This is a genomic window from Streptomyces sp. AM 2-1-1 (assembly GCF_029167645.1).
Lineage (GTDB): Bacteria > Actinomycetota > Actinomycetes > Streptomycetales > Streptomycetaceae > Streptomyces.
Map to the genome: position 1 here is coordinate 6,095,958 of NZ_CP119147.1, position 22,439 is coordinate 6,118,396.

The 22,439-nt window shown below is 73.0% G+C and carries 21 protein-coding genes, 7 tRNA genes and 1 pseudogene; 17 read left to right on the forward strand and 12 right to left on the reverse strand.

The window, feature by feature from the left end:
* Positions 1-86: 86 nt before the first annotated feature.
* From PZB77_RS26590 to PZB77_RS26610, 5 genes are all read right to left on the reverse strand, one after another.
* A tRNA-Val gene (locus tag PZB77_RS26590) sits at positions 87-161 on the reverse strand.
* A 22-nt stretch (positions 162-183) separates the two neighbouring features.
* Positions 184-255 (reverse strand) — tRNA-Val (locus tag PZB77_RS26595).
* Positions 256-276: 21 nt separating this feature from the next.
* Positions 277-348 (reverse strand) — tRNA-Val (locus PZB77_RS26600).
* A gap of 1 nt (position 349) precedes the next feature.
* Positions 350-423 (reverse strand) — tRNA-Cys (locus tag PZB77_RS26605).
* 38 nt (positions 424-461) lie between these two features.
* Positions 462-534, reverse strand: a tRNA-Gly gene (locus PZB77_RS26610).
* Between the two features lie 164 nt (positions 535-698).
* On the opposite strand from PZB77_RS26610, the gene PZB77_RS26615 reads away from it, so the two are divergent.
* Positions 699-1,721, forward strand: coding sequence for a chorismate-binding protein (locus PZB77_RS26615; RefSeq protein ID WP_275496230.1), 1,023 nt, complete (start codon positions 699-701; stop codon positions 1,719-1,721).
* 54 nt (positions 1,722-1,775) lie between these two features.
* On the forward strand, positions 1,776-2,618 hold the full coding sequence (locus PZB77_RS26620) for a GNAT family N-acetyltransferase (protein WP_275495159.1): 843 nt from the start codon (positions 1,776-1,778) through the stop codon (positions 2,616-2,618).
* Between the two features lie 56 nt (positions 2,619-2,674).
* Here PZB77_RS26620 and PZB77_RS26625 read toward each other — a convergent pair whose 3' ends face one another.
* A complete protein-coding gene (locus PZB77_RS26625; RefSeq protein WP_275495160.1) occupies positions 2,675-3,202 on the reverse strand; it encodes a DsbA family protein in 528 nt (175 codons plus the stop codon).
* A 258-nt stretch (positions 3,203-3,460) separates the two neighbouring features.
* Between PZB77_RS26625 and PZB77_RS26630 the strand changes: the two genes are divergently transcribed.
* From PZB77_RS26630 to PZB77_RS26640, 3 genes are all read left to right on the forward strand, one after another.
* A complete protein-coding gene (locus tag PZB77_RS26630; RefSeq protein ID WP_275495161.1) occupies positions 3,461-3,916 on the forward strand; it encodes a hypothetical protein in 456 nt (151 codons plus the stop codon).
* 277 nt (positions 3,917-4,193) lie between these two features.
* Positions 4,194-5,213: a LacI family DNA-binding transcriptional regulator gene (locus PZB77_RS26635; protein ID WP_275495162.1), complete on the forward strand. Its 1,020-nt coding sequence runs from the start codon at positions 4,194-4,196 to the stop codon at positions 5,211-5,213.
* A gap of 146 nt (positions 5,214-5,359) precedes the next feature.
* Positions 5,360-5,515, forward strand: coding sequence for a hypothetical protein (locus tag PZB77_RS26640; RefSeq protein ID WP_275495163.1), 156 nt, complete (start codon positions 5,360-5,362; stop codon positions 5,513-5,515).
* Positions 5,516-5,566: 51 nt separating this feature from the next.
* Here the strand turns inward: PZB77_RS26640 and PZB77_RS26645 are convergent, their stop codons facing one another.
* Both PZB77_RS26645 and PZB77_RS26650 read right to left on the reverse strand, forming a co-directional pair.
* The gene (locus PZB77_RS26645) at positions 5,567-6,139 is read right to left on the reverse strand and encodes a CGNR zinc finger domain-containing protein (protein ID WP_275495164.1); all 573 of its coding nucleotides are present in this window, start codon (positions 6,137-6,139) and stop codon (positions 5,567-5,569) included.
* Positions 6,140-6,376: 237 nt separating this feature from the next.
* A complete protein-coding gene (locus tag PZB77_RS26650) occupies positions 6,377-6,790 on the reverse strand; it encodes an SsgA family sporulation/cell division regulator (RefSeq protein WP_003959770.1) in 414 nt (137 codons plus the stop codon).
* A gap of 189 nt (positions 6,791-6,979) precedes the next feature.
* On the opposite strand from PZB77_RS26650, the gene PZB77_RS26655 reads away from it, so the two are divergent.
* Complete coding sequence (locus tag PZB77_RS26655) at positions 6,980-7,435, forward strand: TIGR02611 family protein (protein ID WP_275495165.1); 456 nt, start codon at positions 6,980-6,982, stop codon at positions 7,433-7,435.
* 54 nt (positions 7,436-7,489) lie between these two features.
* Positions 7,490-7,561 (forward strand) — tRNA-Val (locus PZB77_RS26660).
* Between the two features lie 127 nt (positions 7,562-7,688).
* Here PZB77_RS26660 and PZB77_RS26665 read toward each other — a convergent pair.
* Complete coding sequence (locus tag PZB77_RS26665) at positions 7,689-10,109, reverse strand: hypothetical protein (RefSeq protein WP_275495166.1); 2,421 nt, start codon at positions 10,107-10,109, stop codon at positions 7,689-7,691.
* Positions 10,110-10,211: 102 nt separating this feature from the next.
* On the opposite strand from PZB77_RS26665, the gene PZB77_RS26670 reads away from it, so the two are divergent.
* Together PZB77_RS26670 and PZB77_RS26675 are read left to right on the forward strand one after the other, a co-directional pair.
* Positions 10,212-10,658 carry an SRPBCC family protein gene (locus PZB77_RS26670; RefSeq protein ID WP_275495167.1) on the forward strand — a complete coding sequence of 149 codons (447 nt, stop codon included), beginning with the start codon at positions 10,212-10,214 and terminating at the stop codon, positions 10,656-10,658.
* 39 nt (positions 10,659-10,697) lie between these two features.
* Positions 10,698-10,769, forward strand: a tRNA-Val gene (locus PZB77_RS26675).
* 95 nt (positions 10,770-10,864) lie between these two features.
* Here the strand turns inward: PZB77_RS26675 and PZB77_RS26680 are convergent.
* Complete coding sequence (locus tag PZB77_RS26680) at positions 10,865-11,596, reverse strand: 3'-5' exonuclease (protein WP_275495168.1); 732 nt, start codon at positions 11,594-11,596, stop codon at positions 10,865-10,867.
* A 134-nt stretch (positions 11,597-11,730) separates the two neighbouring features.
* On the opposite strand from PZB77_RS26680, the gene PZB77_RS26685 reads away from it, so the two are divergent.
* Positions 11,731-12,159: a hypothetical protein gene (locus tag PZB77_RS26685; protein ID WP_275495169.1), complete on the forward strand. Its 429-nt coding sequence runs from the start codon at positions 11,731-11,733 to the stop codon at positions 12,157-12,159.
* A gap of 207 nt (positions 12,160-12,366) precedes the next feature.
* Positions 12,367-14,343, forward strand: a complete 1,977-nt coding sequence (gene thrS, locus PZB77_RS26690; RefSeq protein ID WP_275495170.1) for a threonine--tRNA ligase — start codon at positions 12,367-12,369, stop codon at positions 14,341-14,343.
* A 35-nt stretch (positions 14,344-14,378) separates the two neighbouring features.
* Here the strand turns inward: thrS and PZB77_RS26695 are convergent, their stop codons facing one another.
* Positions 14,379-15,095 (reverse strand): potassium channel family protein, encoded by a 717-nt coding sequence (locus PZB77_RS26695; protein ID WP_275495171.1) that lies wholly within the window; start codon positions 15,093-15,095, stop codon positions 14,379-14,381.
* A gap of 67 nt (positions 15,096-15,162) precedes the next feature.
* Here PZB77_RS26695 and PZB77_RS26700 point away from each other — a divergent pair, with 67 nt between their 5' ends.
* The gene (locus PZB77_RS26700) at positions 15,163-15,723 is read left to right on the forward strand and encodes an HIT domain-containing protein (protein ID WP_275495172.1); all 561 of its coding nucleotides are present in this window, start codon (positions 15,163-15,165) and stop codon (positions 15,721-15,723) included.
* Positions 15,724-15,874: 151 nt separating this feature from the next.
* Here PZB77_RS26700 and PZB77_RS26705 read toward each other — a convergent pair whose 3' ends face one another.
* Entirely contained in the window at positions 15,875-17,545 is a 1,671-nt protein-coding gene (locus PZB77_RS26705; RefSeq protein ID WP_275495173.1) for a hypothetical protein, read from the reverse strand.
* A 306-nt stretch (positions 17,546-17,851) separates the two neighbouring features.
* Between PZB77_RS26705 and pgsA the strand changes: the two genes are divergently transcribed.
* The 5 genes and pseudogenes from pgsA (at position 17,852) to pdxS (ending at position 22,436) form a co-directional block, all read left to right on the forward strand.
* Positions 17,852-18,535 carry a phosphatidylinositol phosphate synthase gene (gene pgsA / locus PZB77_RS26710; protein WP_275496231.1) on the forward strand — a complete coding sequence of 228 codons (684 nt, stop codon included), beginning with the start codon at positions 17,852-17,854 and terminating at the stop codon, positions 18,533-18,535.
* Complete coding sequence (locus tag PZB77_RS26715) at positions 18,532-19,482, forward strand: phosphatidylinositol mannoside acyltransferase (RefSeq protein ID WP_275495174.1); 951 nt, start codon at positions 18,532-18,534, stop codon at positions 19,480-19,482. Before pgsA ends, PZB77_RS26715 begins: the two co-directional genes overlap by 4 nt.
* Positions 19,479-20,639, forward strand: a pseudogene (locus PZB77_RS26720) (glycosyltransferase family 4 protein); the annotation flags it as partial. The gene PZB77_RS26715 and the pseudogene PZB77_RS26720, both read left to right, overlap by 4 nt.
* Positions 20,640-20,794: 155 nt before the next feature.
* Complete coding sequence (locus PZB77_RS26725; protein WP_275495175.1) at positions 20,795-21,340, forward strand: hypothetical protein; 546 nt, start codon at positions 20,795-20,797, stop codon at positions 21,338-21,340.
* Positions 21,341-21,506: 166 nt separating this feature from the next.
* Positions 21,507-22,436: a pyridoxal 5'-phosphate synthase lyase subunit PdxS gene (gene pdxS, locus PZB77_RS26730; RefSeq protein WP_275495176.1), complete on the forward strand. Its 930-nt coding sequence runs from the start codon at positions 21,507-21,509 to the stop codon at positions 22,434-22,436.
* Positions 22,437-22,439: the final 3 nt, after the last annotated feature.

The window sequence follows — 22,439 nt, forward strand, 5'->3', positions numbered from 1 at the left end:
CCGGGCGGCACCTCCGGGCCTCCCGACGCACCGGGCGGCGTGAGCACAGCGAAAACCCCGGTCGTGGAGACGACCGGGGTTTTCCGTGGTGCGCGATACTGGGATTGAACCAGTGACCTCTTCCGTGTCAGGGAAGCGCTCTCCCGCTGAGCTAATCGCGCGGGGCGGACCCGCGTTACTGCGTGCGCGATACTGGGATTGAACCAGTGACCTCTTCCGTGTCAGGGAAGCGCTCTCCCGCTGAGCTAATCGCGCGGGAAGATCCTTGCGGACCAGTGGACGATACTGGGATTGAACCAGTGACCTCTTCCGTGTCAGGGAAGCGCTCTCCCGCTGAGCTAATCGTCCTTGGAGGTGGAGACGGGATTTGAACCCGTGTAGACGGCTTTGCAGGCCGTTGCCTCGCCTCTCGGCCACTCCACCAGAATCAGGGGGGTCGGGAAGATCCCCCTTTTCCTGCGAGCGGACGACCAGGTTCGAACTGGCGACCTCAACCTTGGCAAGGTTGCGCTCTACCAACTGAGCTACGTCCGCTTGTCTTTCCCGTTCGGCTTGCGCGTCCCGGTGACGTGTTGAACTCTAGCGGATTCCTGGGCCAGTACAAAAACGCGTTTGCGCAGCGTGCTGCCGCCCCCTCGCTCCGCCCCGGCCCGCGGGCCCCCGGACCTACACTCGACCGTGTGTCCGACATCGCCCCCATGGCCCGCTTCGGCGGCCTCGTCGCCTCCGGTCTGCGGGACGTGACCAGCGATCCCGCCGCCCTCGACTCCGCCGGTTTCTGGGCCGTCTCCGCCGATTTCGAGGGGCGTGTCGTCTGCGCGCGCTTCTCCTCGGTACGCCGGGAGGCGGTGCCCCCGCCCGTACCCGGTGCCTGGCGCGGCCCCCGTCGGGAGGAGTGGACCTCCTCGCTGGACCGCGCGGCCTACCAGGAAGGCGTACGGCGGGTCCGCGCCCACATCGCGACGGGCCGGGTCTACCAGGCGAACCTCTGCCGGGTGCTCTCCGCGCCGCTGCCCGACCCCGGCCGCGCCGACGTGGACGCGCTGACGGCCCTCCTCGCGCGCGGCAACCCGGCCCCCTACGCCGGTACCCTCCGGCTGCCCGGCCACGGCGTCGAGATCGCCACCGCCTCGCCCGAGCTGTTCCTCGCGCGCGACGGCAGGACCGTCGAATCCGGCCCGATCAAGGGCACCGGCCGCACCGAGGCGGATCTGCTGGAGAAGGACCACGCCGAGAACGTGATGATCGTCGATCTGGTCCGCAACGACCTGGGGCGTGTCTGCGCGACCGGCACCGTACGCGTCCCCGACCTCTGCGTGGTGGAGAAGCACCCCGGCCTCGTCCACCTCGTCTCCACCGTGCGCGGGGAACTCGCCCGGGGCGCGGGCTGGCCCGAGCTCCTCGGTGCCGCCTTTCCGCCCGGCTCGGTCAGCGGGGCGCCCAAGTCCAGTGCGCTGCGGATCATCGAGGAGCTGGAGACCGCCCCGCGCGGCCCCTACTGCGGCGCGGTCGGCTGGGTCGACGCGGACCGGTCGGCGGCGGAGCTCGCGGTGGGCATACGCACGTTCTGGATCGACCGCACCGGACCCGTTCCGTGCCTGCGTTTCGGCACCGGGGCGGGCATCACCTGGGGATCCGACCCCGAACGGGAGTGGGACGAGACGGAGCTCAAGGCGTCCCGGCTGCTGGCGGTGGCCTCCGGCGCCGGGCCGTTCTCCTGAGAAAGGGCCGGGGAACGGGTGACCCGGAGGCGCCGGGCCGGTAGAACGGGTCCGGTGACCACGACCCTGCGGCCGACCGGGCCGACCCAGCAGAGCGCCGACGGCGCGCGTTCCCGTACGTACGACGTGTGTGACAACGGGCGCCCCGTCGGTACCGTCACCCTCGCCACCGACCCGGCGTTCGGCCCGGCCGCCGGGGTGCTGGACGCCCTGCGCATCGACGAGCACCGCCGCCGTCGCGGCCGGGCGATCATCGCCTCGCTCGCCGCCGAAGAGGTGCTGCGGGCCTGGGGGTGCGTGGAGGTGCGCGCCGAGGTTCCGGCGGGGAACGAGCCGGCCCTGCGGCTCGCCGCCGTACTCGGCTACACCGAACGCGGCCGGAACATGGACAAGGCGACGCCGGCGCGGGCGGCCGCCCTCCCGCCCGGTCTGGTGGGGCGCCCGATGACGGCGCGGGAGTTCACGCCGTGGCTGGCCGACCGCCACGAGGAGTACGCGCGGGAGTGGGCCCGGCGCGGTGTTCCGGAGGAACTCGCGCGGCACAAGTCGGCGACCGACCACGCGCGGCTCCTCCCGCTGGGTCTGGCCACGCCGGGCACGTCCATCGACGTCCTGGTGCGCGAGGAGGACGGCCGGGCGGTGGGCCACGTCTGGCTCGCGGGCCGGCCCACCGGGACCGGCGGGACGGCGGGGCACGTCTACTACGTCGAAGTCGACCCCGAGTTCCGGGGGAGGGGGTACGGCCGCGCCCTCATGGGACTCGCCGAGGACATGGCGCGGGGCGCCGGCTTCGACCGGATCTCCCTGCACGTCTTCACCTCGAACACCCCGGCGCGCGCGCTCTACGCGTCCCTGGGCTACGAGCCCACCTCGCACACGCTGGTGAAACCGCTGTAGCGCCCGGACCCCGTCCGGGCCGCCGACGACCGGCCCGCGCCCTGCCTCCGCCGGGGTCAGGCGCGGGGTGCCAGCAGCCCGTCGACGATCCCCTCGATCCGCTCGCGGAGGCCGTCCTGGCTCTTGCCCCCGTCGAGGCGCTCGCCGCCGACGACGTACGTCGGCGTGCCGGTCACCCCGATCGCCTTCCCCTCGGCCTGGTCGGCGTCGACGATCAGCAGGTGACGTCCGTCGATCAGGGCGGTGTCGAACTCCTCCGCGTCCAGGCCGAGTTCACCGGCGATCTCCAGGAGCAGCGACTCGCCCGCCCGGGAGAGCTCGGCCGTGCGTCCCAGAACCGCCTCGATGTACGCCCAGTCCTTGCCCTGGGCCGCGGCCTCCTCGGCGGCCTGGGCCGCCGCGTACGCGTGCCGGTGCTTCTCCAGCGGGAAGTGCCGCAGCCGGATCTCGACGCGGTCGCCGTACCGGGCACGCAGGGCGTGCACATCGGTGAGGGCCCGGTGGCAGTCGGGGCATTCGAGCTCGCACCAGAGATCGACGAGGACGGGGGCCGTGGGAGGGGCATCGGGAGTGGAATCGCTCATGGAACCAGTCTTCCAGGCGGCACCGCGACCACCCAATCGGTACCCGGCCGCCCTCCGGCCCCTCCCGCGCACGGCCCGAACACCTCCCGTACCGAGGGTGGCGCGGTCGAACGCCCAGCGGGCCGGTGCGGTCCCGGAGGAGGAGTCGGACCCCGAAATGTCCCTGACGTGCCGCCGACGGCATGGCCCGGTCCGCCATCGGCGGTGCACGATGGAAGAGGCGCGTCCCGACGCCCTCGTCTGCCGCTGGAGGCTCCGATGATTGCCGAGACCATCTGTTCCGCGGCTTCGGCGGCGGGCGTGGGCATCGCCGCGGTGACGGCTTACCGCCGGAGGTTCCTCGCCGCGGCCCGGATCACGGCGTACGCGCTCGTCCCGATCGGCCTCGTCCTCACGGGTGTCGTGGAGTGGGTGGCCGGCATCGCGTTCGAGCCGAGCGTCTGGCTCGGCTTCGTGCTGCTCGGCGCCGCCTGGCTGCTCTTCGTCGGCACCCGGGCGACGGAGCGCCGGCGCGGACCGGCCCGCGAGCGGCGCAAGGCCGCCCGGCGCGGCGAGGAACACGACCGCCTCGCCCCCGCCGCCCCGTCCCGCGCGGCCGACGCCGGCCGGCGTTCCGGCGCCGCTCCCGGGGAGAAGCCCCGCGGTGACGGCACGGCCCAGCCGGGCGACGACTTCAGCGACATCGAGGCCATCCTGAAGAAGCACGGCCTCTGACCCCGGGCCGGGGAGCGCGGACCGGCTCCAGGGCTGCGGCGCCGGACGCCGGGTCCGGAGCACCGGCGTCGGTCCACCGGTCCCGGACGCCGCCTTTCGGGTAACGCTGCTACTCGGGTCCCCGACGAGAGTGGACGGGCCCGGCGGACGGTCCGGGCCTCTCCCTTTGAATCATTTCATTCGATCGGGGCGCCGCTTCCCGCCGGGGCGGCTCTCCGTAGGATGGGGCCATCCGCCGACCGGCACGGCGGCCGAGGGCATCGGTGGGGCAGGGCCAGTGGCGCGTGTGGCAGGGATCAAGGATGTGGCCCGGCGGGCCGGAGTCTCCGTGGGCACCGTCTCGAACGTGATCAACCGGCCCGACGCGGTCCTGCCCGAGACGCGGGCCCGCGTCCTCGCCGCCATCGACGAGCTGGGATACGTACGGAGCGAGTCCGCGCGGCAGCTCAGGGCCGGCCGCAGCCGCATCATGGCGCTGCTCGTCCTCGACATGGGGAACCCGTTCTTCGTCGACGTGGCCCGCGGCGCCGAGCGAGCCGCGCGGAAGTCCGGCTTGGGGGTCATGGTCTGCAACAGCGACCAGAACCCGGCCGAAGAGGCCGCGTACCTCGGCCTCTTCGCCGAACAGCGCGTCTGCGGGGTGCTGGTCACTCCGGCGGACGCGAGCGGGAGCAATCTGGAGGCGTTCGGCCGGCACCGGATCCCGTTCGTCCTGGTCGACCGCGTGGCGTCCGGTCCCGACTCCTGCTCCGTCTCCGTCGACGACGTGCGCGGCGGTGCCCTGGCGGTCGGCCACCTCGTCCAGGCCGGCCACCGGAGCGTCGCCTACGTCAGCGGTCTGGGCGACCTGCACCAGGTCCGCGACCGCCGGGTGGGCGCCCTCGCGGCCCTCGCCGAGGCCGGTCTGCCCCCGGAGGCGCTCGTCGAGATCGCCTCCGAACGCCTGGACGTCGCCGCCGGCCGCGACGCCGGAGCCCGTCTGCTCGGTCTGGTACCCCGCCCCACGGCCGTCTTCTGCGCCAACGACCTCCTGGCTCTCGGCGTGCTGCAGGCGCTCTACGCGGCCGGAGTACGGGTCCCGCAGGACGTCGCCATCGTCGGGTACGACGACATCGAGTTCGCCGCCGCCGCGGCCGTACCGCTCACCTCCGTCCGGCAGCCCGCCGTCCGGATGGGGCAGCTCGCCGCCGAGCTCCTGCTGGAGGAGGCGGACGACGATTCCGGCACCCATGTGCACCGGGGCGTACTGCTCCAGCCCGAACTCGTCGTACGGGCGTCCAGCGCGGCCCCCCGCTGACGGGCGGCGTTGGCGCGGCATCGTACGGACGTCTGACGGACATCCGCGCGGTTGAGCGATTTCCGCGTTTCTTCGAGGTGAACTCCCGGAGAGAAAACCAGGGTTGATCTCCCGGGAGGTCCCCCCTGGGTCAGGATCGCTACGAAATGTTGGACACCTCCCGGGGCGACGCCCCCGCACAGACCGCCGAAGAGCCGCGTGGCTGCCTCTTCGCCCTCTCCCAGCCGCCGCTGATGATCTTCCTGACGGTGGTCGGCGCCCTCCTGCTCATGGCCGCGCTGCACGATCTCTTCCTGCTGTGAGCCGGGGGAGGAGGAGAGTGCGGCCCATCCGCGCTCCGGCGGGCGGTCCGCTCAGCCGGTCGCTTCCCTGCGCCGGGCCCGGTACGCGGCGACATGGAGGCGGTTGCCGCAGGTGCGGCTGGAGCAGTAGCGGCGGGAGCGGTTGCGCGAGAGGTCGACGAAGGCCCGGCCGCAGGCGGGTGCCTCGCAGCGGCGCAGCCGCTCCAGCTCCCCCGTGACCACGAAGAACGCCAGGGCCATACCGCCGTCGGCGGCGAGGTGGTCGGCGATCGAGGCGTCGGGCGCGAAGTAGTGGACGTGCCAGTCGTACCCGTCGTGGTCGGTCAGCTGCGGGGTGGTCCCCGCGGCGGCGACCAGCTGGTTGACGTACCCGGCCGCGCTCCGGGCGTCCGGGGACGAGAAGATCGCCGCGAACGTCGCGCGAACCTCCCGCACGGCCAGCAGGTCCTTCTCGCCGAGCGTGCCGACCCCGCTGATCCGGTGGAGTTCCGCGAAGGCGCTCAGCTGCGGGATGCCGGCGAGGCCGTCGGTGGCACCGTCGTCCGGCGACCCGCTCCCCGGGGCGGTGTTCACCAGATCGACCACCGTGTCGAGGGCGATCCGGGTGTCGTGGGGGATCAGCACGCTTTGCTCCCTGGCCTCCCGCGGGCGCCGCGCCCGCCGATGCGGGCAGACTCTACTGGCTCGGAGGGCCCGCGCGGGGCCGGTGGGCGGCAGGGGCGCCGACCGGGCACGCACGCGCGCCGACGCCGCCACCGCGGTGGGTTCCGCGGTGACGGCGTCGGTGTCCGCCCTATATGAGGTTGTCCGCGCGACGCCGTCTCCCCGAGTCGGACGGCGCCCCGCAGTTCGTTGCCTGGCTCAGCTTTCGGCCAGGATGTGTGAGAGCTCGGTGTCGAGGTCGAAGTGCCGATGCTCGGTGCCCGGCGGAACCGCGGCGTCGGTCCTCTTCAGGAACGACTCCAGGGCCCGCGCCGGGGCTTCGAGCAGGGCCTCTCCCTCCGGAGAGCTCAGGGCGATGCAGACGACGCCTTGGCCGTGACTACGAGATGGCCAGACGCGGACGTCTCCGGTGCCGGTGGGCCGGTGAAGCCCCTCGGCAAGGAGGTCACGGGCGAAAACCCACTCGACCGTCTCCTCCGCTCCGGTGTGGAAGGTGGCGTGCACGGCATAGGGATCGGCCGTGTCATACCGCAGGCCCGCGGGTACAGGCAGTGAGGACTCGCTCGACACAACGAGGCGCAGGTGCAGCTCGCAGCTGACCGTGGTGTTCATAAGCGCCAGGGCCTTTCGCTCAGTGTGCGCTCGGGGATTCGCACGTCGGCGAAATCGACATGCCACCTACGGTGGCGTTGTAAACCCCTCTGACCGTTTTGTGCTTCTTTGAGTCCCCCGTACAGCGGTGTGTAACTTTCCGTCATGCGTCCATTCCAGTGACGCCGAGCATTCGGGTACGTTGGGCCCATGAGTGCGCAGAGTGACGAACGGGACGGGATCGCCGCGACGGCGGCCCCGCATCCCGCGGCGGGGGACACGGCGGAGACGGAGCGCGAGCTGGGCTCACGGGCGCCGGCGTTCATCAAAGCGTCCAAGCCCCTCCACCTCAGCTGGCAGGTCGGGGTCTTCGCCGTGGGCCTCGCGGTCGTGGCGGCGGGGATCGCGATGCTGGTGCTGCCCGGCCCGGGGTGGCTGGTGATCTTCGGCGGCATGGCGATCTGGGCGACCGAGTTCGTCTGGGCACAGCTCGTGCTCCGCTGGACCAGGCGGAAGGTCGCTGAGGCGGCGCAGAAGGCGCTCGACCCCGAGGTGCGCCGGCGCAACATCATCCTGACCGTGGTCGGACTGGTGATCATCGCGGCCCTGGTGGCGGTCTATCTCTGGCGCTTCGGCCTCAGCCTGCCGTGGAACGTCGACGAGTGAGGACCGCGTGGTCCAGGGGCACCGCTGACATGCGGTAATGTTTGCGGTGCGCCCGGGCGATTAGCTCAGTGGGAGAGCGCTTCGTTCACACCGAAGAGGTCACTGGTTCGAACCCAGTATCGCCCACCCGGACGGAAGGCCCGAGAGACCGCCAGGTCTCTCGGGCCTTCCGCGTCGTGCGGCCCCTCCGGGCCGCACCCAGGACTCCCGCGCAGGACTCCCGAGGCTCCCGACGTCGGCCGGGAAAGGCCCCTCACCGCATCCGGCCGAGGGCCTCCCGCAGCCTGCGGGCGTCCCGCAGCCGCTTCTCGTAGGTCGCGCCCACCGCGAGCAGCAGCACCCCGGCCGCCGCCGGCACCAGCCACCTCGGCAGGACGCCCACCACCTGGACCACGTACGGGGCCAGCTCGTGGAGTCCGAGCAGGGCGAGCACCCCGCCGCCGAGGAGCAGCGGGGCCCGGAGGCGGGCCCGGGCCCCGGCCAGCGTGACCACGAGCGCGGCGAGCCCCAGCAGCAGGGGACGGACCCAGCCCGGATCGCCCCAGGCCACCAGCAGGCTCGGCGCCAGTGTGACCGCGAGCCCCGGGCCGTAGGCGGTCCAGGAGGAGACCCCGGCGGCGCGCCGGCGGCGCAGCACGCCGACCACCAGCGCGGGCACCGTCACCGGCAGGGTGTACGCCTCCGGGGCCGTGGCCCCCGACGCCGCCAGCCGCACCCAGGTGGCGAGCACGCACAGCACCAGCGCCGCGGCCCCCGCCACCTTCCGGCGCTCCGGCCGTACCGCCGTGGCGGCGGCGAGTACCCCGGAGAGACCCAGCACCAGGGCGAGCCACGCCGGGTCCGTGACCGCCAGGCCGACCGCCACCAGCGCGCCGAGCACCCCGGTCAGCTCCACCCACACCGCCACCGGACGGCCCCGGAGCGCTCCGCCGAGCCACACCGTGACCGCCGGCACGACCAGCAGGAGCGGCGCCCCGTGCGCGGCGGAGAGCCCCAGCGACCCGACCGCCGCACCGGTCAGCGCGGTGCCACCGAGGACGGCGGCGCAGGCCGCCACCGACCGCTCCGGGCGCCCGGCCAGCCGGATCGCCGTTGCGGCGAAGAGCGCCGTCAGCACCGCGACCACCGCGTACGTCGCCACCTCCGAGGCGAGCGAGAGCGCCACCACGCTCACCGCCCCCGCCGAGGCGCAGCCGAGTGCGACGCGCAGCGCGGCGGTGGAACCGTCCCTCCCGGGCACGGAACGCGCCGCCAGCTCCAGCGCACCCGCCACCAGCAGGGTCTCCAGCACCACGCCGAGCGCGTACGGGACGTCGGCGACGGCCGCCGCGAGCAGTGAGGCGCCCCACACCAGCGCCGGCACGGCCGACCGGACCGCGGTCCGCCACCACGTCCGGGGCGCCCGGGCGCCGGCCGCCGCCCCCAGCGCGGCCACCACCGCGAGCACCACCGGCGCGGCCACCGCCCACGACCAGGGGACCGGCACGCCGAGCGCGTCCCGCAGCCCTTCCGGAGCGCCCGCCCACACCGGCGTGACACCCGCGAGCGGACCGGCGAGGACCATGGCGGCCCAGGGCACCGCCCAGAGCAGCGCTCCCGCGGCCACGACCGCCGAGGCCGCGACCACACCCCGGCCGGCCGGCCGCACCGGCCCGGTCCGCGCCACCGTCAGGAGCGCCGCGCCGGCGAGCAGGTACGCCAGGACGGTCCACTCCGCGGGCAGCGCGGCCCGCAGCACCCCGCCCGCGCCCGCCACCCCGGCGAGACCGCCGACGAGACCGCAGGAGGTCGCGAGCGAGGCCGGCGACCACCGCACGGCGAGCAGCACGGCGCCCCCCGCGAACGCCAGCAGCGCTCCCGGGGCGAGCGCCGCCGCCGGGCCGTCCGCCGTCAGGGAGTCCACCAGGGCCACCAGCAGCGCCCCCGAGCCGGTGAACCCCAGGCAGACCAGGGCGGTGACCCGCACCCCGGCCCGGCCGGACCGGAGCGCCACCCCGGCGTCCGCCGCCGCCGTGAGCAGCAGCGCCCACCCGAAGGCGAGGGGCGGAGCGCCGACGGCCCAGCAGCCCAGGATGAGCGGCAGTTGGGCCGCCACCAACGCCGCCGGAGCCGGCAGCACGGGCCGGCCGGGGGCCCGGCCGTAGAGCGCCCAGAGGACGGCGAGGACGGCCGAGGCCACGGCGGCGAACGCCGCCCCGTCCGGCTCCGGAAGGGCCGCCGCCCGCAGGGCGTACGCGTCGAGCACGGTCAGCACCAGCCCGAATCCGCCCAGCGCCTCCGCCGTGGCCCGCAGGCCCCGATGCCGCAGCGCGACCGGGACGCCGAGGGCCGCGGCCGTCACCGCTGCCAGGACCGCGGACCGGCCGCCGATGCCCAGGGTGCCCCAGCTGAACAGCGTGAAGGCGATGGCCGCCACTGCGAGCAGCAGCCCGCCCAGGGCGAGGAGCACGTTCTGCGCGCCGTGCCCGGAGGGGGCGGCCGGGGGGACGGGCGGCCGCGGCCCCCACGGCGGGGGAGCGGCCACCGCGCGGGCGAGCCCGGAGCGCGCCGGGGTGCGCAGGACTTCGACCAGCCAGGTGCGCCGCTGGAGCAACTGCGCGCGGCGGGCGTCCAGATGGGCCAGTTCGCGATCGATGAGCGCCAATTCCTCGGCGGGCGGCGGGAGATGTTCCATGCCGCGAGTGTCGGGCCCCGGCCGGGGTGCGCACATGCGTTCAGGTACTCACTTACGGGTGAGCCCTGGGCCGTGCGGGCCGTTCCCGGGCAGGCTGGACCCATGGATCTCAGTCACTACACATTCACCTGCGCGTGGGACCTGCCCGCGCCGCCCGCCGCCGTCCTCGCCGTGCTGGAGTGCGCCGAGGAGTACCCGCGCTGGTGGCCGCAGGTCCGCGAGGTGGTCCCGCTGGACGCCGTCACGGGCCGCGCACGGTTCCGTTCGGTCCTCCCCTACGACCTCGTCGTCACCCTGGAGCGGGGCCGCCGGGACCCGGCCGCGGGTGTCCTCGAAGTCTCCCTGACCGGCGATCTGGAGGGGTGGGCCCGCTGGACCGTCACCGGACGGGGCGGCGGCAGCCGGGTCGGGTACGAGCAGGAAGTCGACGTCCGCAAGCGGCTGATGCGGCTGCTGGCGCCGGTCGCGCGGCCGGCTTTCCGGGCCAACCACGCCCTGATGATGCGCGCCGCGCGGCGCGGGCTGACCAACCGGCTCGCGACGGTTTGAACGAACCCCGCCGCGCCCTGTATGGTTCAACCCGTTCCCGGGCGATTAGCTCAGTGGGAGAGCGCTTCGTTCACACCGAAGAGGTCACTGGTTCGAAACCAGTATCGCCCACCGGGAAAAGCCGGTCCGTCAGCACCCGTGACGGACCGGCTTTCGCGCGTTCCGGGACGCGGTTCCGGTCGTGGCCCGAGCCGTCTCCCGCCCCCTCATGCCGCCGCGGCCACCTCCGGACGCGGACGCAGCGGCCACGCGGGGTCGACCCGCTCGGGGGCGCCGCTGCGGGCGAACCACGCCTCCAGCCCCCGTGCCTGCGCCGCGTGCCAGGCCACTTGGAGCGTGTGCAGCTCCGCCGGGCTCAGCCGCTCCAGGCGGGCGGTGAACCGCCGGCCCACGGCGCGTACCAGCTCCATCGAGGCGGCCGCGTCCGCCGCCGCGTCGTGCGCCCCGTCCAGGACCACCCCGTACGACTCGCAGAGGTCGGTCAGCGTGCGCCGGCCCTTGCGGTAGCGGTCCAGGTGCCTGTCGAGCACCCGCGGATCGATCACGCACAGCGGCACGTGCTCCAGATAGCCCGCGAGCGACGACGCCCGGTGCCGCTTCAGTTCGCGGTCCAGCAGCGTCAGGTCGAAGGGGGCGTTCATCACGACCAGCGGACGGCCCGTCGCGCACTGCTCCGCGAGCGACCGCGCTATCTCCTCCACGACGGGCGCCGGCCACCGGCCGTTGCGCTGGAGGTGGTCGTCGGTCAGGCCATGGATGCCGGTCGCCCGGGGCGGCACCGGAATCCCCGGATTGATCAGCCAGCGGGTCACCCGGGCCCGTCCGCCGGCGGTGTCCTGGACGACCAGGGCGGCCGAGACGATCCGGTCCTCCTCGACGTCGACACCCGTGGTCTCCGTGTCAAATGCGGCCAGCGGCCCCTCGAACCAGTGCATCATCCCCGAACTCCTCGCACCCGCACGGCAGATGGCGTGATTCCTCTGCCCGATATCGGTGATACCCGCGCTGTTCGCCTGATACGCCGTTCGCGGGCCCTCTCCTTCGGTGACAACACATCCGACGGGAAGGGAAGTTGACCCGCACCCCGTCGCAGCAGGCCCACCACCGGAGGCCCGCGGGCCGCGCCGCCGCGGGCCGCGCCGGACGACGTCCTGACCGGGCCGGTCCCGGGCGGCCGTCGGATCACTGCCTTCCTCACCGGTCGCCCCGCCGCGCCGTCGCCGCCCGTCTCCACCGGGCGCCGCACGCCGCCCGGGAGGCCGCCGACCACCAGCGGGCCACCGGCGGGACGGGAGCCGTCGAGGCCACCGTCCCCGCCGGTGCCGGCCGCGAACCGGACCAGGCCCTGGTCGCCCTGGTCCGCGGCTCCGCAGGCGCGAGGAGCACCGTCCCGCTGCGGGGGGAGGGCGGGCTGGAGGGCCGGGACGGTCTCCGGCGGCTCACGGGCGCCGGCCGGGTCACGCCCGGCCGGGTCGGCGAGTCGGGCAACGGGGCCGGCTGACAAAGGCGCCCCGGGAGAACACGGACCGGTGCGAGGAGGCGTGCGCGGGGGACGAGCGGTAGCTCCGTGAAGGGGTACGGCTCCCGTCCCCGGGGCCGTCGCCCCTCGCGCGGACGGAACGCAGTGTGAATCAGGCTGCCCGGCTCGGTACGATCCATGGTGCACACGCAAGCCATGCGGTGCGCCCCCGTGAGTCAGGAGAGACCGGTGTCAGACGTCCGTGTGATCATCCATCGCGATTCCGAGCGGGAAGAGCGCGTGGTGACGACGGGCACGACGGCCGCCGAGCTCTTCCCCGGTCAGCGCTCGGTCGTCGCCGCCCGCGTCGGCGGCGAGCTGCGCGACCTCAGCCACGTCGTCCAGGACGGTGACACCGTCGAGCCCGTGGAGATCTCCTCCGAGGACGGCCTCAACATCCTGCGCCACTCCACCGCGCACGTGATGGCCCAGGCCGTCCAGGAGCTCTTCCCGGAGGCCAAGCTCGGCATCGGCCCGCCGGTCAAGGACGGCTTCTACTACGACTTCGACGTCGAGAAGCCGTTCACGCCCGAGGACCTCAAGGCCGTCGAGAAGAAGATGCAGGAGATCCAGAAGCGGGGCCAGCGGTTCTCCCGCCGCGTCGTCACCGACGAGGCCGCCCGCGAGGAGCTGGCCGCCGAGCCGTACAAGCTGGAGCTCATCGGCATCAAGGGCTCGGCCTCGTCCGACGACGGCGCCGACGTCGAGGTGGGCGGCGGCGAGCTGACCATCTACGACAACCTCGACGCCAAGACCGGCGACCTGTGCTGGAAGGACCTCTGCCGGGGTCCGCACCTGCCGACCACCCGGTTCATCCCCGCGTTCAAGCTGATGCGCAACGCCGCCGCGTACTGGCGCGGCAGCGAGAAGAACCCGATGCTCCAGCGCATCTACGGCACCGCGTGGCCCACCAAGGAAGAGCTCAAGGCGCACCTGGAGTTCCTGGAGGAGGCCGCCAAGCGCGACCACCGCAAGCTCGGCAACGAGCTGGACCTCTTCTCCTTCCCCGACGAGATCGGCCCCGGGCTCGCCGTCTTCCACCCCAAGGGCGGCGTCATCCGCCGGGCCATGGAGGACTACTCGCGGCGCCGCCACGAGGAGGAGGGCTACGAGTTCGTCTACAGCCCGCACGCCACCAAGGGCAAGCTCTTCGAGAAGTCCGGCCACCTGGACTGGTACGCCGACGGCATGTACCCCCCCATGCAGCTCGACGACGGGGTGGACTACTACCTCAAGCCGATGAACTGCCCGATGCACAACCTGATCTTCGACGCGCGCGGCCGTTCCTACCGTGAACTCCCGCTGCGCCTCTTCGAGTTCGGCACGGTCTACCGGTACGAGAAGTCCGGCGTGGTGCACGGCCTGACCCGCTCGCGCGGATTCACCCAGGACGACGCCCACATCTACTGCACCAAGGAGCAGATGGCCGAGGAGCTGGACCGCACGCTCACCTTCGTGCTGAACCTGCTCCGCGACTACGGGCTGAACGACTTCTACCTGGAGCTCTCCACCAAGGACCCGGAGAAGTTCGTCGGCTCGGACGAGATCTGGGAGGAGGCCACCGAGACCCTGCGCCAGGTCGCCGAGATGCAGGGCCTCCCGCTGGTCCCGGACCCGGGCGGCGCGGCCTTCTACGGCCCCAAGATCTCCGTGCAGTGCAAGGACGCCATCGGCCGCACCTGGCAGATGTCGACCGTGCAGCTCGACTTCAACCTGCCGGAGCGCTTCGACCTGGAGTACACCGGCCCGGACGGCACCAAGCAGCGCCCGGTCATGATCCACCGTGCCCTGTTCGGCTCCATCGAGCGCTTCTTCGCGGTGCTCCTGGAGCACTACGCGGGCGCCTTCCCGGTTTGGCTCGCCCCGGTCCAGGCGGTCGGTATCCCGATCGGCGACGCCCACATCCCCTACCTCCAGGAGTTCGCCGCCACGGCGCGCAAGCAGGGGCTGCGGGTCGACGTGGACGCCTCCTCCGACCGGATGCAGAAGAAGATCCGCAACCAGCAGAAGGCCAAGGTCCCCTTCATGATCATCGCGGGTGACGAGGACATGGCCAACGGCGCCGTCTCGTTCCGCTACCGCGACGGTTCCCAGGAGAACGGCATCCCGGTCGCCGAGGCGATCGCCAAGATCGCCAAGGCCGTGGAGGACCGCGTCCAGGTCTGACCCCGGCGTCCTGTGCGAAGGGCCCCCGCGCGGCATCAGCCCGCCGGGGGCCCTTCCTCGTCCTCCCGCCGGAAAACCTGCAGCAGCCAGGACGAGAAGGAGCCCGTCACCGCGCCGAGCAGGGCCAGACCACAGGCCATCAGCCCCGCCGCGACCACCCGGCCCTCCGGGGTGACCGGCACCACGTCCCCGTACCCCACCGTGGTCAGCGTCTCGCACGCCCACCAGACCGCGTCCCCGAAGGTACGGATGCCGGCGCCCGGAGCCGTGTGCTCCACGTGGTAGACGGTGAGCGCGGCGGAGAGGCCCAGCAGGAGGGCGGAGAGCCCGGCGTACGACATCACGCGGGCGTACAGGCTCAGCCTCGGGCGGGCCCTGCGCTGCTGGACCGCCGCGTACACCTTCACCACCCGCAACGGCCGCAGCAGGGGCATCACCAGCACCACGGTGTCCAGCCCGTGCGACCGCACGAAACGGTGGCCCTGCCCGCTGAGCCGCAGACGGACGCCGTAGTCCACGACGAAGAGTGCCCAGGTCCCGTAGACCAGCACCAGTCCCACGTCCGGCCACGGAGGCCGGTCCCGGCCGGCCAGCACGTGGAGCGCGTATCCCGCGAGGAAGACCAGCGAGGCGATGCCGAGCGGGATCTCCGTGCGCGCCTCCCACCGGCGGAGCCCCGGCGGTACGAGGACCGCGGGACGGCCGTTCGGGGGATCGGGGCGGTCGCTCGGCGGAACGGGGCGGTCGCTCATGGCCGCAAGCATCGCGCCGCCGACCGGGGCCGGGCCCCGGCGACACGCGCGCCAGGGGTGACGCCATATGCTGAAGCGCATGACGAGTGAGCCCGAGCAGCAGATCGGAGTGGGGACGCCCGACGCGTTCCAGCGCCTGTGGACGCCCCACCGGATGGCCTACATCCAAGGGGAGAACAAGCCGAGCGGTCCCGGCGCGGACGACGGCTGTCCGTTCTGCGCGATCCCGTCCAAATCGGACGAGGACGGGCTCGTCGTGGCGCGCGGCACCCACGTCTACGCGGTGCTCAACCTCTACCCCTACACCGGGGGCCACCTCATGGTCGTGCCGTACCGGCACGTCGCGGACTACACCGGGCTGGACGCCCCGGAGACGCTGGAGCTCGCCGACTTCACCAAGCGGGCCATGGTCGCGCTGCGGGCCGCCTCCGGAGCCCACGGCTTCAACATCGGCATGAACCAGGGCGCGGTCGCCGGCGCCGGCATCGCCGCCCACCTGCACCAGCACCTCGTCCCGCGCTGGGGCGGCGACACCAACTTCATGCCCGTCGTGGGACACACCAAGGTGCTCCCGCAGCTCCTCGGCGACACCCGCGCGATGCTGGCCGACGCCTGGCCGGCCGCCTGACGCGAACACGGACGAGGGGGCGCTCCCGCCGGGGGCGCCCCCTCGTCCGTCTCCGGCGGAACACGTCGGGCGGGAACACCGACCCCGGCCACGGGCCGCCGCACGCCGCCCGGCCGTGCGCGGACGTCTGCCCGTCCGCCTCCGCACGGCCTCAGGCGTCGTACACGTCCGCCTTCTTGGGGGAGGCGTCCTGGACCGCGCCGCTCAGCGACATCGAGCGGCTGCTGAAACGCTCCGTGTCCACGCCGTTCTCCCGCAGCACCCGCAGCGCCGCGGTGTGCACGACCCGCAGCACCGGGGCGGCGGCGCGCAGCGCGTCGTCCGCCATGAAGCGGTGGTTCCACGGCTGGGAGGCCCAGGCGTGCCGCATCCCGAACGGCTCCGGCAGGCTGATCTTGCCGCCGAGGTGGTCCAGCAGCGGCGGATACCAGGTCAGCGGGGCGCGCAGCGCCAGACGGACCACTTCCTCCGGTTCGATCAGCGGCAGGTTGACCGTCCGGGTCTCCCAGAAGCGGAGCGTCTTGTTGACCTTCTTCGTCTTCGCCGCCGGCTTGGAGAAGAAGAGCGGGTGGACCGGACCCAGCGCGTGACCGGTGACCTCGATGCGCAGCGTGTCGTGCAGCACCGTCACCGTGATCATCATGGTCAGCACCAACTGCCCGTCCCAGAGCGTGAACTGCACGCCCAGGTAGTGCCGGGCCCCCGCGCCGAACTGCTGGTGGTTGCAGATCCGCTGTATCTCGTGCGGCTTGACCTGGAAGTTGGCCACGCCGTCACCGGCCGGCCGGGAGACGGAGTCCGCGTTCTCGCCCACCGGGGAGACGATCCAGTGCGTCACCGACGGCTTCGGGAATCCACCGGTCTTCAGTGACCCGCGCTCCAGCAGCGTCAACTGGTCGTGGATGGCCCGGACCACGTCCCAGCTGCGGAACTGGTGGAACTCCTTCGTGGGGTCGGCGGAGACCAGCTCCTCCGCCAGCTGCCAACTGCCCCAGCGCGTCCCCATGCCGAGGATGCCCTTGGGACCCGCGTAGAAGACCGAGTTGGACCGCTGTTCGGCGGCGAGCTTCTCCAGCGACTGGCGCAGCGCCTCGCGCGCGGTCTCGTTCGGGTTCTTCGGCACCGCGTCCGGGATCTTGGCGCTGACCCCGCCGCCCGACAGCAGCCCTTCCCAGCGGGCCCGCATGTCCCTCGCGGAGGTCTCCGCGATCCGCTTGGCGATGAGCCAGCCGATCACCGGAGCGACGATGGCGCCGCGCAGGTACAGCCCCAACAGGCCGCTGACCGGCAGCGCGACCAGCGCGACCACGGCCAGGGCGCCGATGATGACCAGCACGAGCGTGCCCAGCGCCTTGAACGCCGCGTCCGTCGACCTGGCGAGCACGTCCCGCAACCGGAAGGCGATGACCCACAGCAGCAGTCCGGGCAGGAAGAGCACCCCGCAGACCAGGGTGACCAGCGTGAGCCGGGTGTCCCGCTCCTTGCGCAGCCGGGAGGCCGACAGGCAGTGCTCGACGACCGTCTGCGGGTCCATCCCGAACGACTGGATCAGGGCGCCGCGCGCGCCGCCCAGGGTGCGCTCCGTCACCGCGCGCGAGAAGGCCTCACCCAGATTCGGCTTGAAATAACCGGCCTTGAAGAGCTTCGAGGCGCCCTCCGACACCGAGGACTTGTGCCACTCGTTGTTCGCCTTGAGGATGTCCTCCACCGGGCTGTCCCGGTACGCCGCCGAGGCCAGGGCGTTCGTCGCCACCGCCCCGGCGCTCGCGCCCTGGATCGGGATCTGCGCTCCGGGAGAAAAGTCGAATACGTCGCTGGCCACTGTTCGCCCCCACTCGCCGCACGGTCTGCTCCTGCGGGTGTGCCCAACTACCGTACGCGGCATACCTTCTGAGCTGCGCCCACAGCGTAGCGTCCGAACGCCCCCACCGCCCGTCACCGGAGCGGAGCCGACGGTGATTGCGTCAACGCGCCGGTCGAGCGCCCCCGTGACACCGCGAACGCGGCACGCGCGACGCGCAGGACCCGTGGGACGGGTGCCCGTCGGGTGAACAGCCGTGTGGTGACTACGATGGGCCAGCCGGTGGCCGAAGGGGCCGCGCGGCCCACCGACCCCTCAGGGAAGGCCATGCTGAACAAGTACGCGCGTGCGTTTTTCACGCGTGTCCTCACGCCGTTCGCCGCACTGCTGCTCCGCCTCGGGGTGAGTCCCGACGCGGTCACCCTGATCGGCACGGCCGGAGTGATGGCCGGTGCGCTCGTCTTCTTCCCCATGGGGGAGTTCTTCTGGGGCACCATCGTCATCACCGTCTTCGTCTTCTCGGACCTCGTCGACGGGAACATGGCACGGCAGGCCGGGATCTCCAGCCGTTGGGGCGCGTTCCTCGACTCGACGCTCGACCGGGTGGCGGACGGTGCCGTCTTCGGCGGCTTCGCCCTCTGGTACGCGGGCAGCGGGGACGACAACGTCCTGTGCGCCGTGGCCATCTTCTGCCTCGCCAGCGGCCAGGTCGTCTCCTACACCAAGGCGCGCGGCGAGTCGATCGGCCTTCCCGTCGCGGTGAACGGCCTCGTCGAGCGGGCCGAGCGCCTGGTGATCTCGCTGGTCGCCGCCGGTCTCGCCGGACTGCACGGCTTCGGTGTGCCCGGCATCGACGTCCTGCTGCCGATCGCGCTGTGGATCGTCGCCGCGGGCAGCCTGGTGACCCTCGTGCAGCGCGTGGTGACCGTGCGCCGTGAGTCCGCCGAGGCCGATGCCGCCGCGGCAGCCGCAGCCGGCCCGGTGGGTCGGGGGACCGAGGACGGCCGGTGAGCGCCCCCCGCACCGACCTCAGGGACAGGCTGACCGACGGGCTCTACGGGCTCGGCTGGGGCGCGGTGAAGAAGCTGCCCGAGCCGGCCGCCCGGGCCCTCTTCCGTACCCTCGCCGACCAGGTGTGGAAGCGGCGCGGCACGAGCGTGCTCCGGCTGGAGTCCAACCTGGCACGCGTCGTGCCCGACGCCTCCCCGGCGCGGCTCGCCGAACTCTCCCGGGCCGGCATGCGCTCCTACATGCGGTACTGGTTGGAGTCCTTCCGGCTGCCCACCTGGAGCCCGGAACAGATCAGGGAACGCATCGACGTCTCGGACGTCCACCACCTCACCGAGGCCCTGGACGCAGGACGCGGAGCCGTCGTGGCCCTGCCGCACCTGGGGAACTGGGACCTGGCCGGAGCCTGGGTCACCACCGACCTCAAGGTCCCCTTCACCACGGTCGCCGAACGCCTCAAGCCCGAAACCCTCTACGACCGCTTCGTCGCCTACCGCGAGAGCCTCGGCATGGAGGTGCTGCCCCACAGCGGCGGCGCCGCCTTCGGCACCCTGGCCCGCCGGCTGCGCGCCGGCGGCCTCGTCTGCCTGGTCGCCGACCGGGACCTGTCCGCCTCCGGCGTCGAGGTCGACTTCTTCGGCGCCCGCGCCCGGATGCCCGCCGGCCCCGCCCTCCTCGCCCAGCAGACCGGAGCGTCGCTGCTCCCCGTCACTCTCGGCTTCGACGACACACCCGTCATGCGGGCCAGGGTCCACCCGCCCGTCGTCGTACCCGGGAACGGGACCAGGGCCGAGCGGACCGCCGTCATGACCCAGGCGCTCGCCGACGCCTTCGCCGAGGGCATCGCCGCCCACCCGGCGGACTGGCACATGCTGCAACGGCTGTGGCTGGACGACCTCGACGGCCACCAGGGCCCCGGGACCCAGGAAACCCGAGCGGAGCCCGCGTGAAGATCGGCATCGTCTGCCCGTACTCCTGGGACGTCCCCGGGGGCGTCCAGTTCCACATCAGGGACCTCGCCGACCACCTGATCCGGCTCGGCCACGAGGTCTCGGTGCTCGCCCCGGCCGATGACGACACCCCGCTGCCGCCGTTCGTCGTCTCGGCCGGCCGGGCCGTGCCCGTCCCGTACAACGGCTCGGTGGCCCGCCTCAACTTCGGCTTCCTCTCGGCGGCCCGGGTGCGGCGCTGGCTGCACGACGGCACCTTCGACGTCATCCACATCCACGAGCCCGCCTCGCCCTCGCTGGGGCTGCTCGCCTGCTGGGCGGCGCAGGGGCCGATCGTCGCCACCTTCCACACCTCCAACCCGCGCTCCCGCGCCATGATCGCCGCCTACCCGATCCTCCAGCCCGCGCTGGAGAAGATCAGCGCCCGCATCGCGGTCAGCGAGTACGCGCGCCGGACCCTCGTCGAACACCTCGGCGGTGACGCCGTGGTCATCCCCAACGGCGTCGACGTCGGGTTCTTCGCCGACGCCGAGCCGAAGCCCGAGTGGCAGGGCGCCACCCTCGGCTTCATCGGCCGCATCGACGAACCGCGCAAGGGCCTGCCGGTCCTCATGAAGGCCCTGCCCGCGATCCTCGCCGCCCGGCCGGACACCCGGCTGCTGGTGGCCGGCCGGGGCGACGAGGAGGAGGCCGTCGCCACCCTCCCCGAGGAGCTGCGCTCCCGGGTCGAGTTCCTCGGCATGGTGAGCGACGAGGACAAGGCCCGCCTGCTGCGCAGCGTCGACGTCTACGTCGCCCCGAACACCGGCGGCGAGAGCTTCGGGATCATCCTCGTCGAGGCCCTGTCGGCGGGAGCCGCGGTCCTCGCCAGCGACCTGGACGCCTTCGCCCAGGTACTGGACCAGGGCACGGCCGGCGACCTCTTCGCCAACGAGGACGCGGGAGCGCTGGCCGCGGCGGCGATCCGCCTGCTCGACGACCCGGCGCGACGGGCTGGGCTCAGCGAGCGGGGCAGCGCGCACGTGCGGCGCTTCGACTGGTCGACCGTCGGCGCCGACATCCTCGCGGTGTACGAGACCGTGGCGGACGGTGCCGCCTCCGTGGCGGCCGACGAGCGCGCGACCGGCCTGCGGGCCCGGTTCGGCCTCGCCCGGGACCGGGACGCGTCCCAGCCGGTCCGGGACCGTGACGCGTCCCAGCCGTTCGGACCGGTCGGCGACTGACGGAGCGGTGACCGCGTCGAGCCCCGGCCGGAACCTCGCCGGGATCGGCCGGTCGGGGCGGGCGCCGGGCCCCGGTAGCCTTTGCGCCCGTGACCGCAACCTTGATCTGGACCGTCGTCGCGCTCGTCGCGATCGGCCTGTACCTCAGCTGGACCGCCGGACGCCTGGACCGGCTGCACGCGCGGATCGACGCCGCCCGGGCCGCCCTCGACGCCCAGTTGCTGCGCCGCGCCTCGGTCACCCAGGAGCTGGCCACCTCCGGCCTGCTGGACCCGGCCGCCTCCCTCGTCCTGTACGAGGCCGCGCACGCCTCCCGGCAGGCCGAGGCGGACCACCGCGAGGTCGCCGAGAGCGAGCTGTCCACCGCCCTGCGCGCGGTCTTCGGCGAGAGCGTCCAGATGGAGGCCGTACGCGAGGTCCCGGGCGGCGAGGAGGCGGCGGACGAACTGGCGGCCGCCGTACGCCGGGTGCCCATGGCCCGCCGGTTCCACAACGACGCGGTCCGTGCCGCGCGGGCCCTGCGCACCCACCGCACGGTGCGCTGGCTCCGGCTGGCCGGGCACGCCCCGTTCCCGCTCGCCTTCGAGATGGACGACACCCCTCCGGCCGCGCTCGCCGACCGTCCCGGGACCTGAGAGCACGCCCGGCGCTCCCGGGGCACCCGCACCCGGGAGGCGGCCCGGCGCGCGGCGGCCAGGGCGCAAAACGATCCACCGCCTCCCCATTGGCCCTTGCAGTGGACTGGTCCCGGGGCGTTTCCTCGGTCGTGCAGGAATCAGCCCTTTCACCGAGTGAGGTCCCGTGTCCACGCTTCCCAGCACCCCGCAGTCCGCAGAGTCCGCCGGTTCGCCCGCCACCGGCACCGCCCGTGTCAAGCGCGGCATGGCCGAGCAGCTCAAGGGCGGCGTGATCATGGACGTCGTCGACGCCGAGCAGGCGAAGATCGCCGAGGACGCGGGCGCGGTGGCCGTGATGGCCCTGGAGCGGGTGCCGGCCGACATCCGCAAGGACGGCGGCGTGGCCCGGATGTCCGACCCCAACATGATCGAGGAGATCATCGGGGCCGTCTCCATCCCCGTCATGGCCAAGTCCCGCATCGGGCACTTCGTCGAGGCCCAGGTCCTCCAGTCCCTCGGTGTCGACTACATCGACGAGTCCGAGGTCCTCACCCCGGCCGACGAGGTCAACCACAGCGACAAGTTCGCCTTCACCACCCCGTTCGTCTGCGGTGCCACCAACCTGGGCGAGGCCCTGCGCCGGATCGCCGAGGGCGCCGCGATGATCCGCTCCAAGGGCGAGGCCGGCACCGGCAACGTCGTCGAGGCCGTCCGCCACCTGCGCCAGATCAGACAGGAGATCGCCCGCCTGCGCGGTTACGACAACAACGAGCTGTACGCCGCCGCCAAGGACCTGCGCGCCCCCTACGAGCTGGTCAAGGAAGTCGCCGAGCTCGGCAAGCTCCCCGTCGTGCTCTTCTCCGCCGGTGGTGTCGCCACCCCCGCCGACGCCGCGCTCATGCGCCAGCTCGGAGCCGAGGGCGTTTTCGTCGGCTCCGGCATCTTCAAGTCGGGCGACCCGGCCAAGCGCGCCGCCGCCATCGTGAAGGCCACCACCTTCTACGACGACCCCCAGGTCATCGCCGACGCCTCGCGCAACCTGGGTGAGGCCATGGTCGGCATCAACTGCGACACGCTGCCCGAGGCCGAGCGCTACGCCAACCGCGGCTGGTAACCC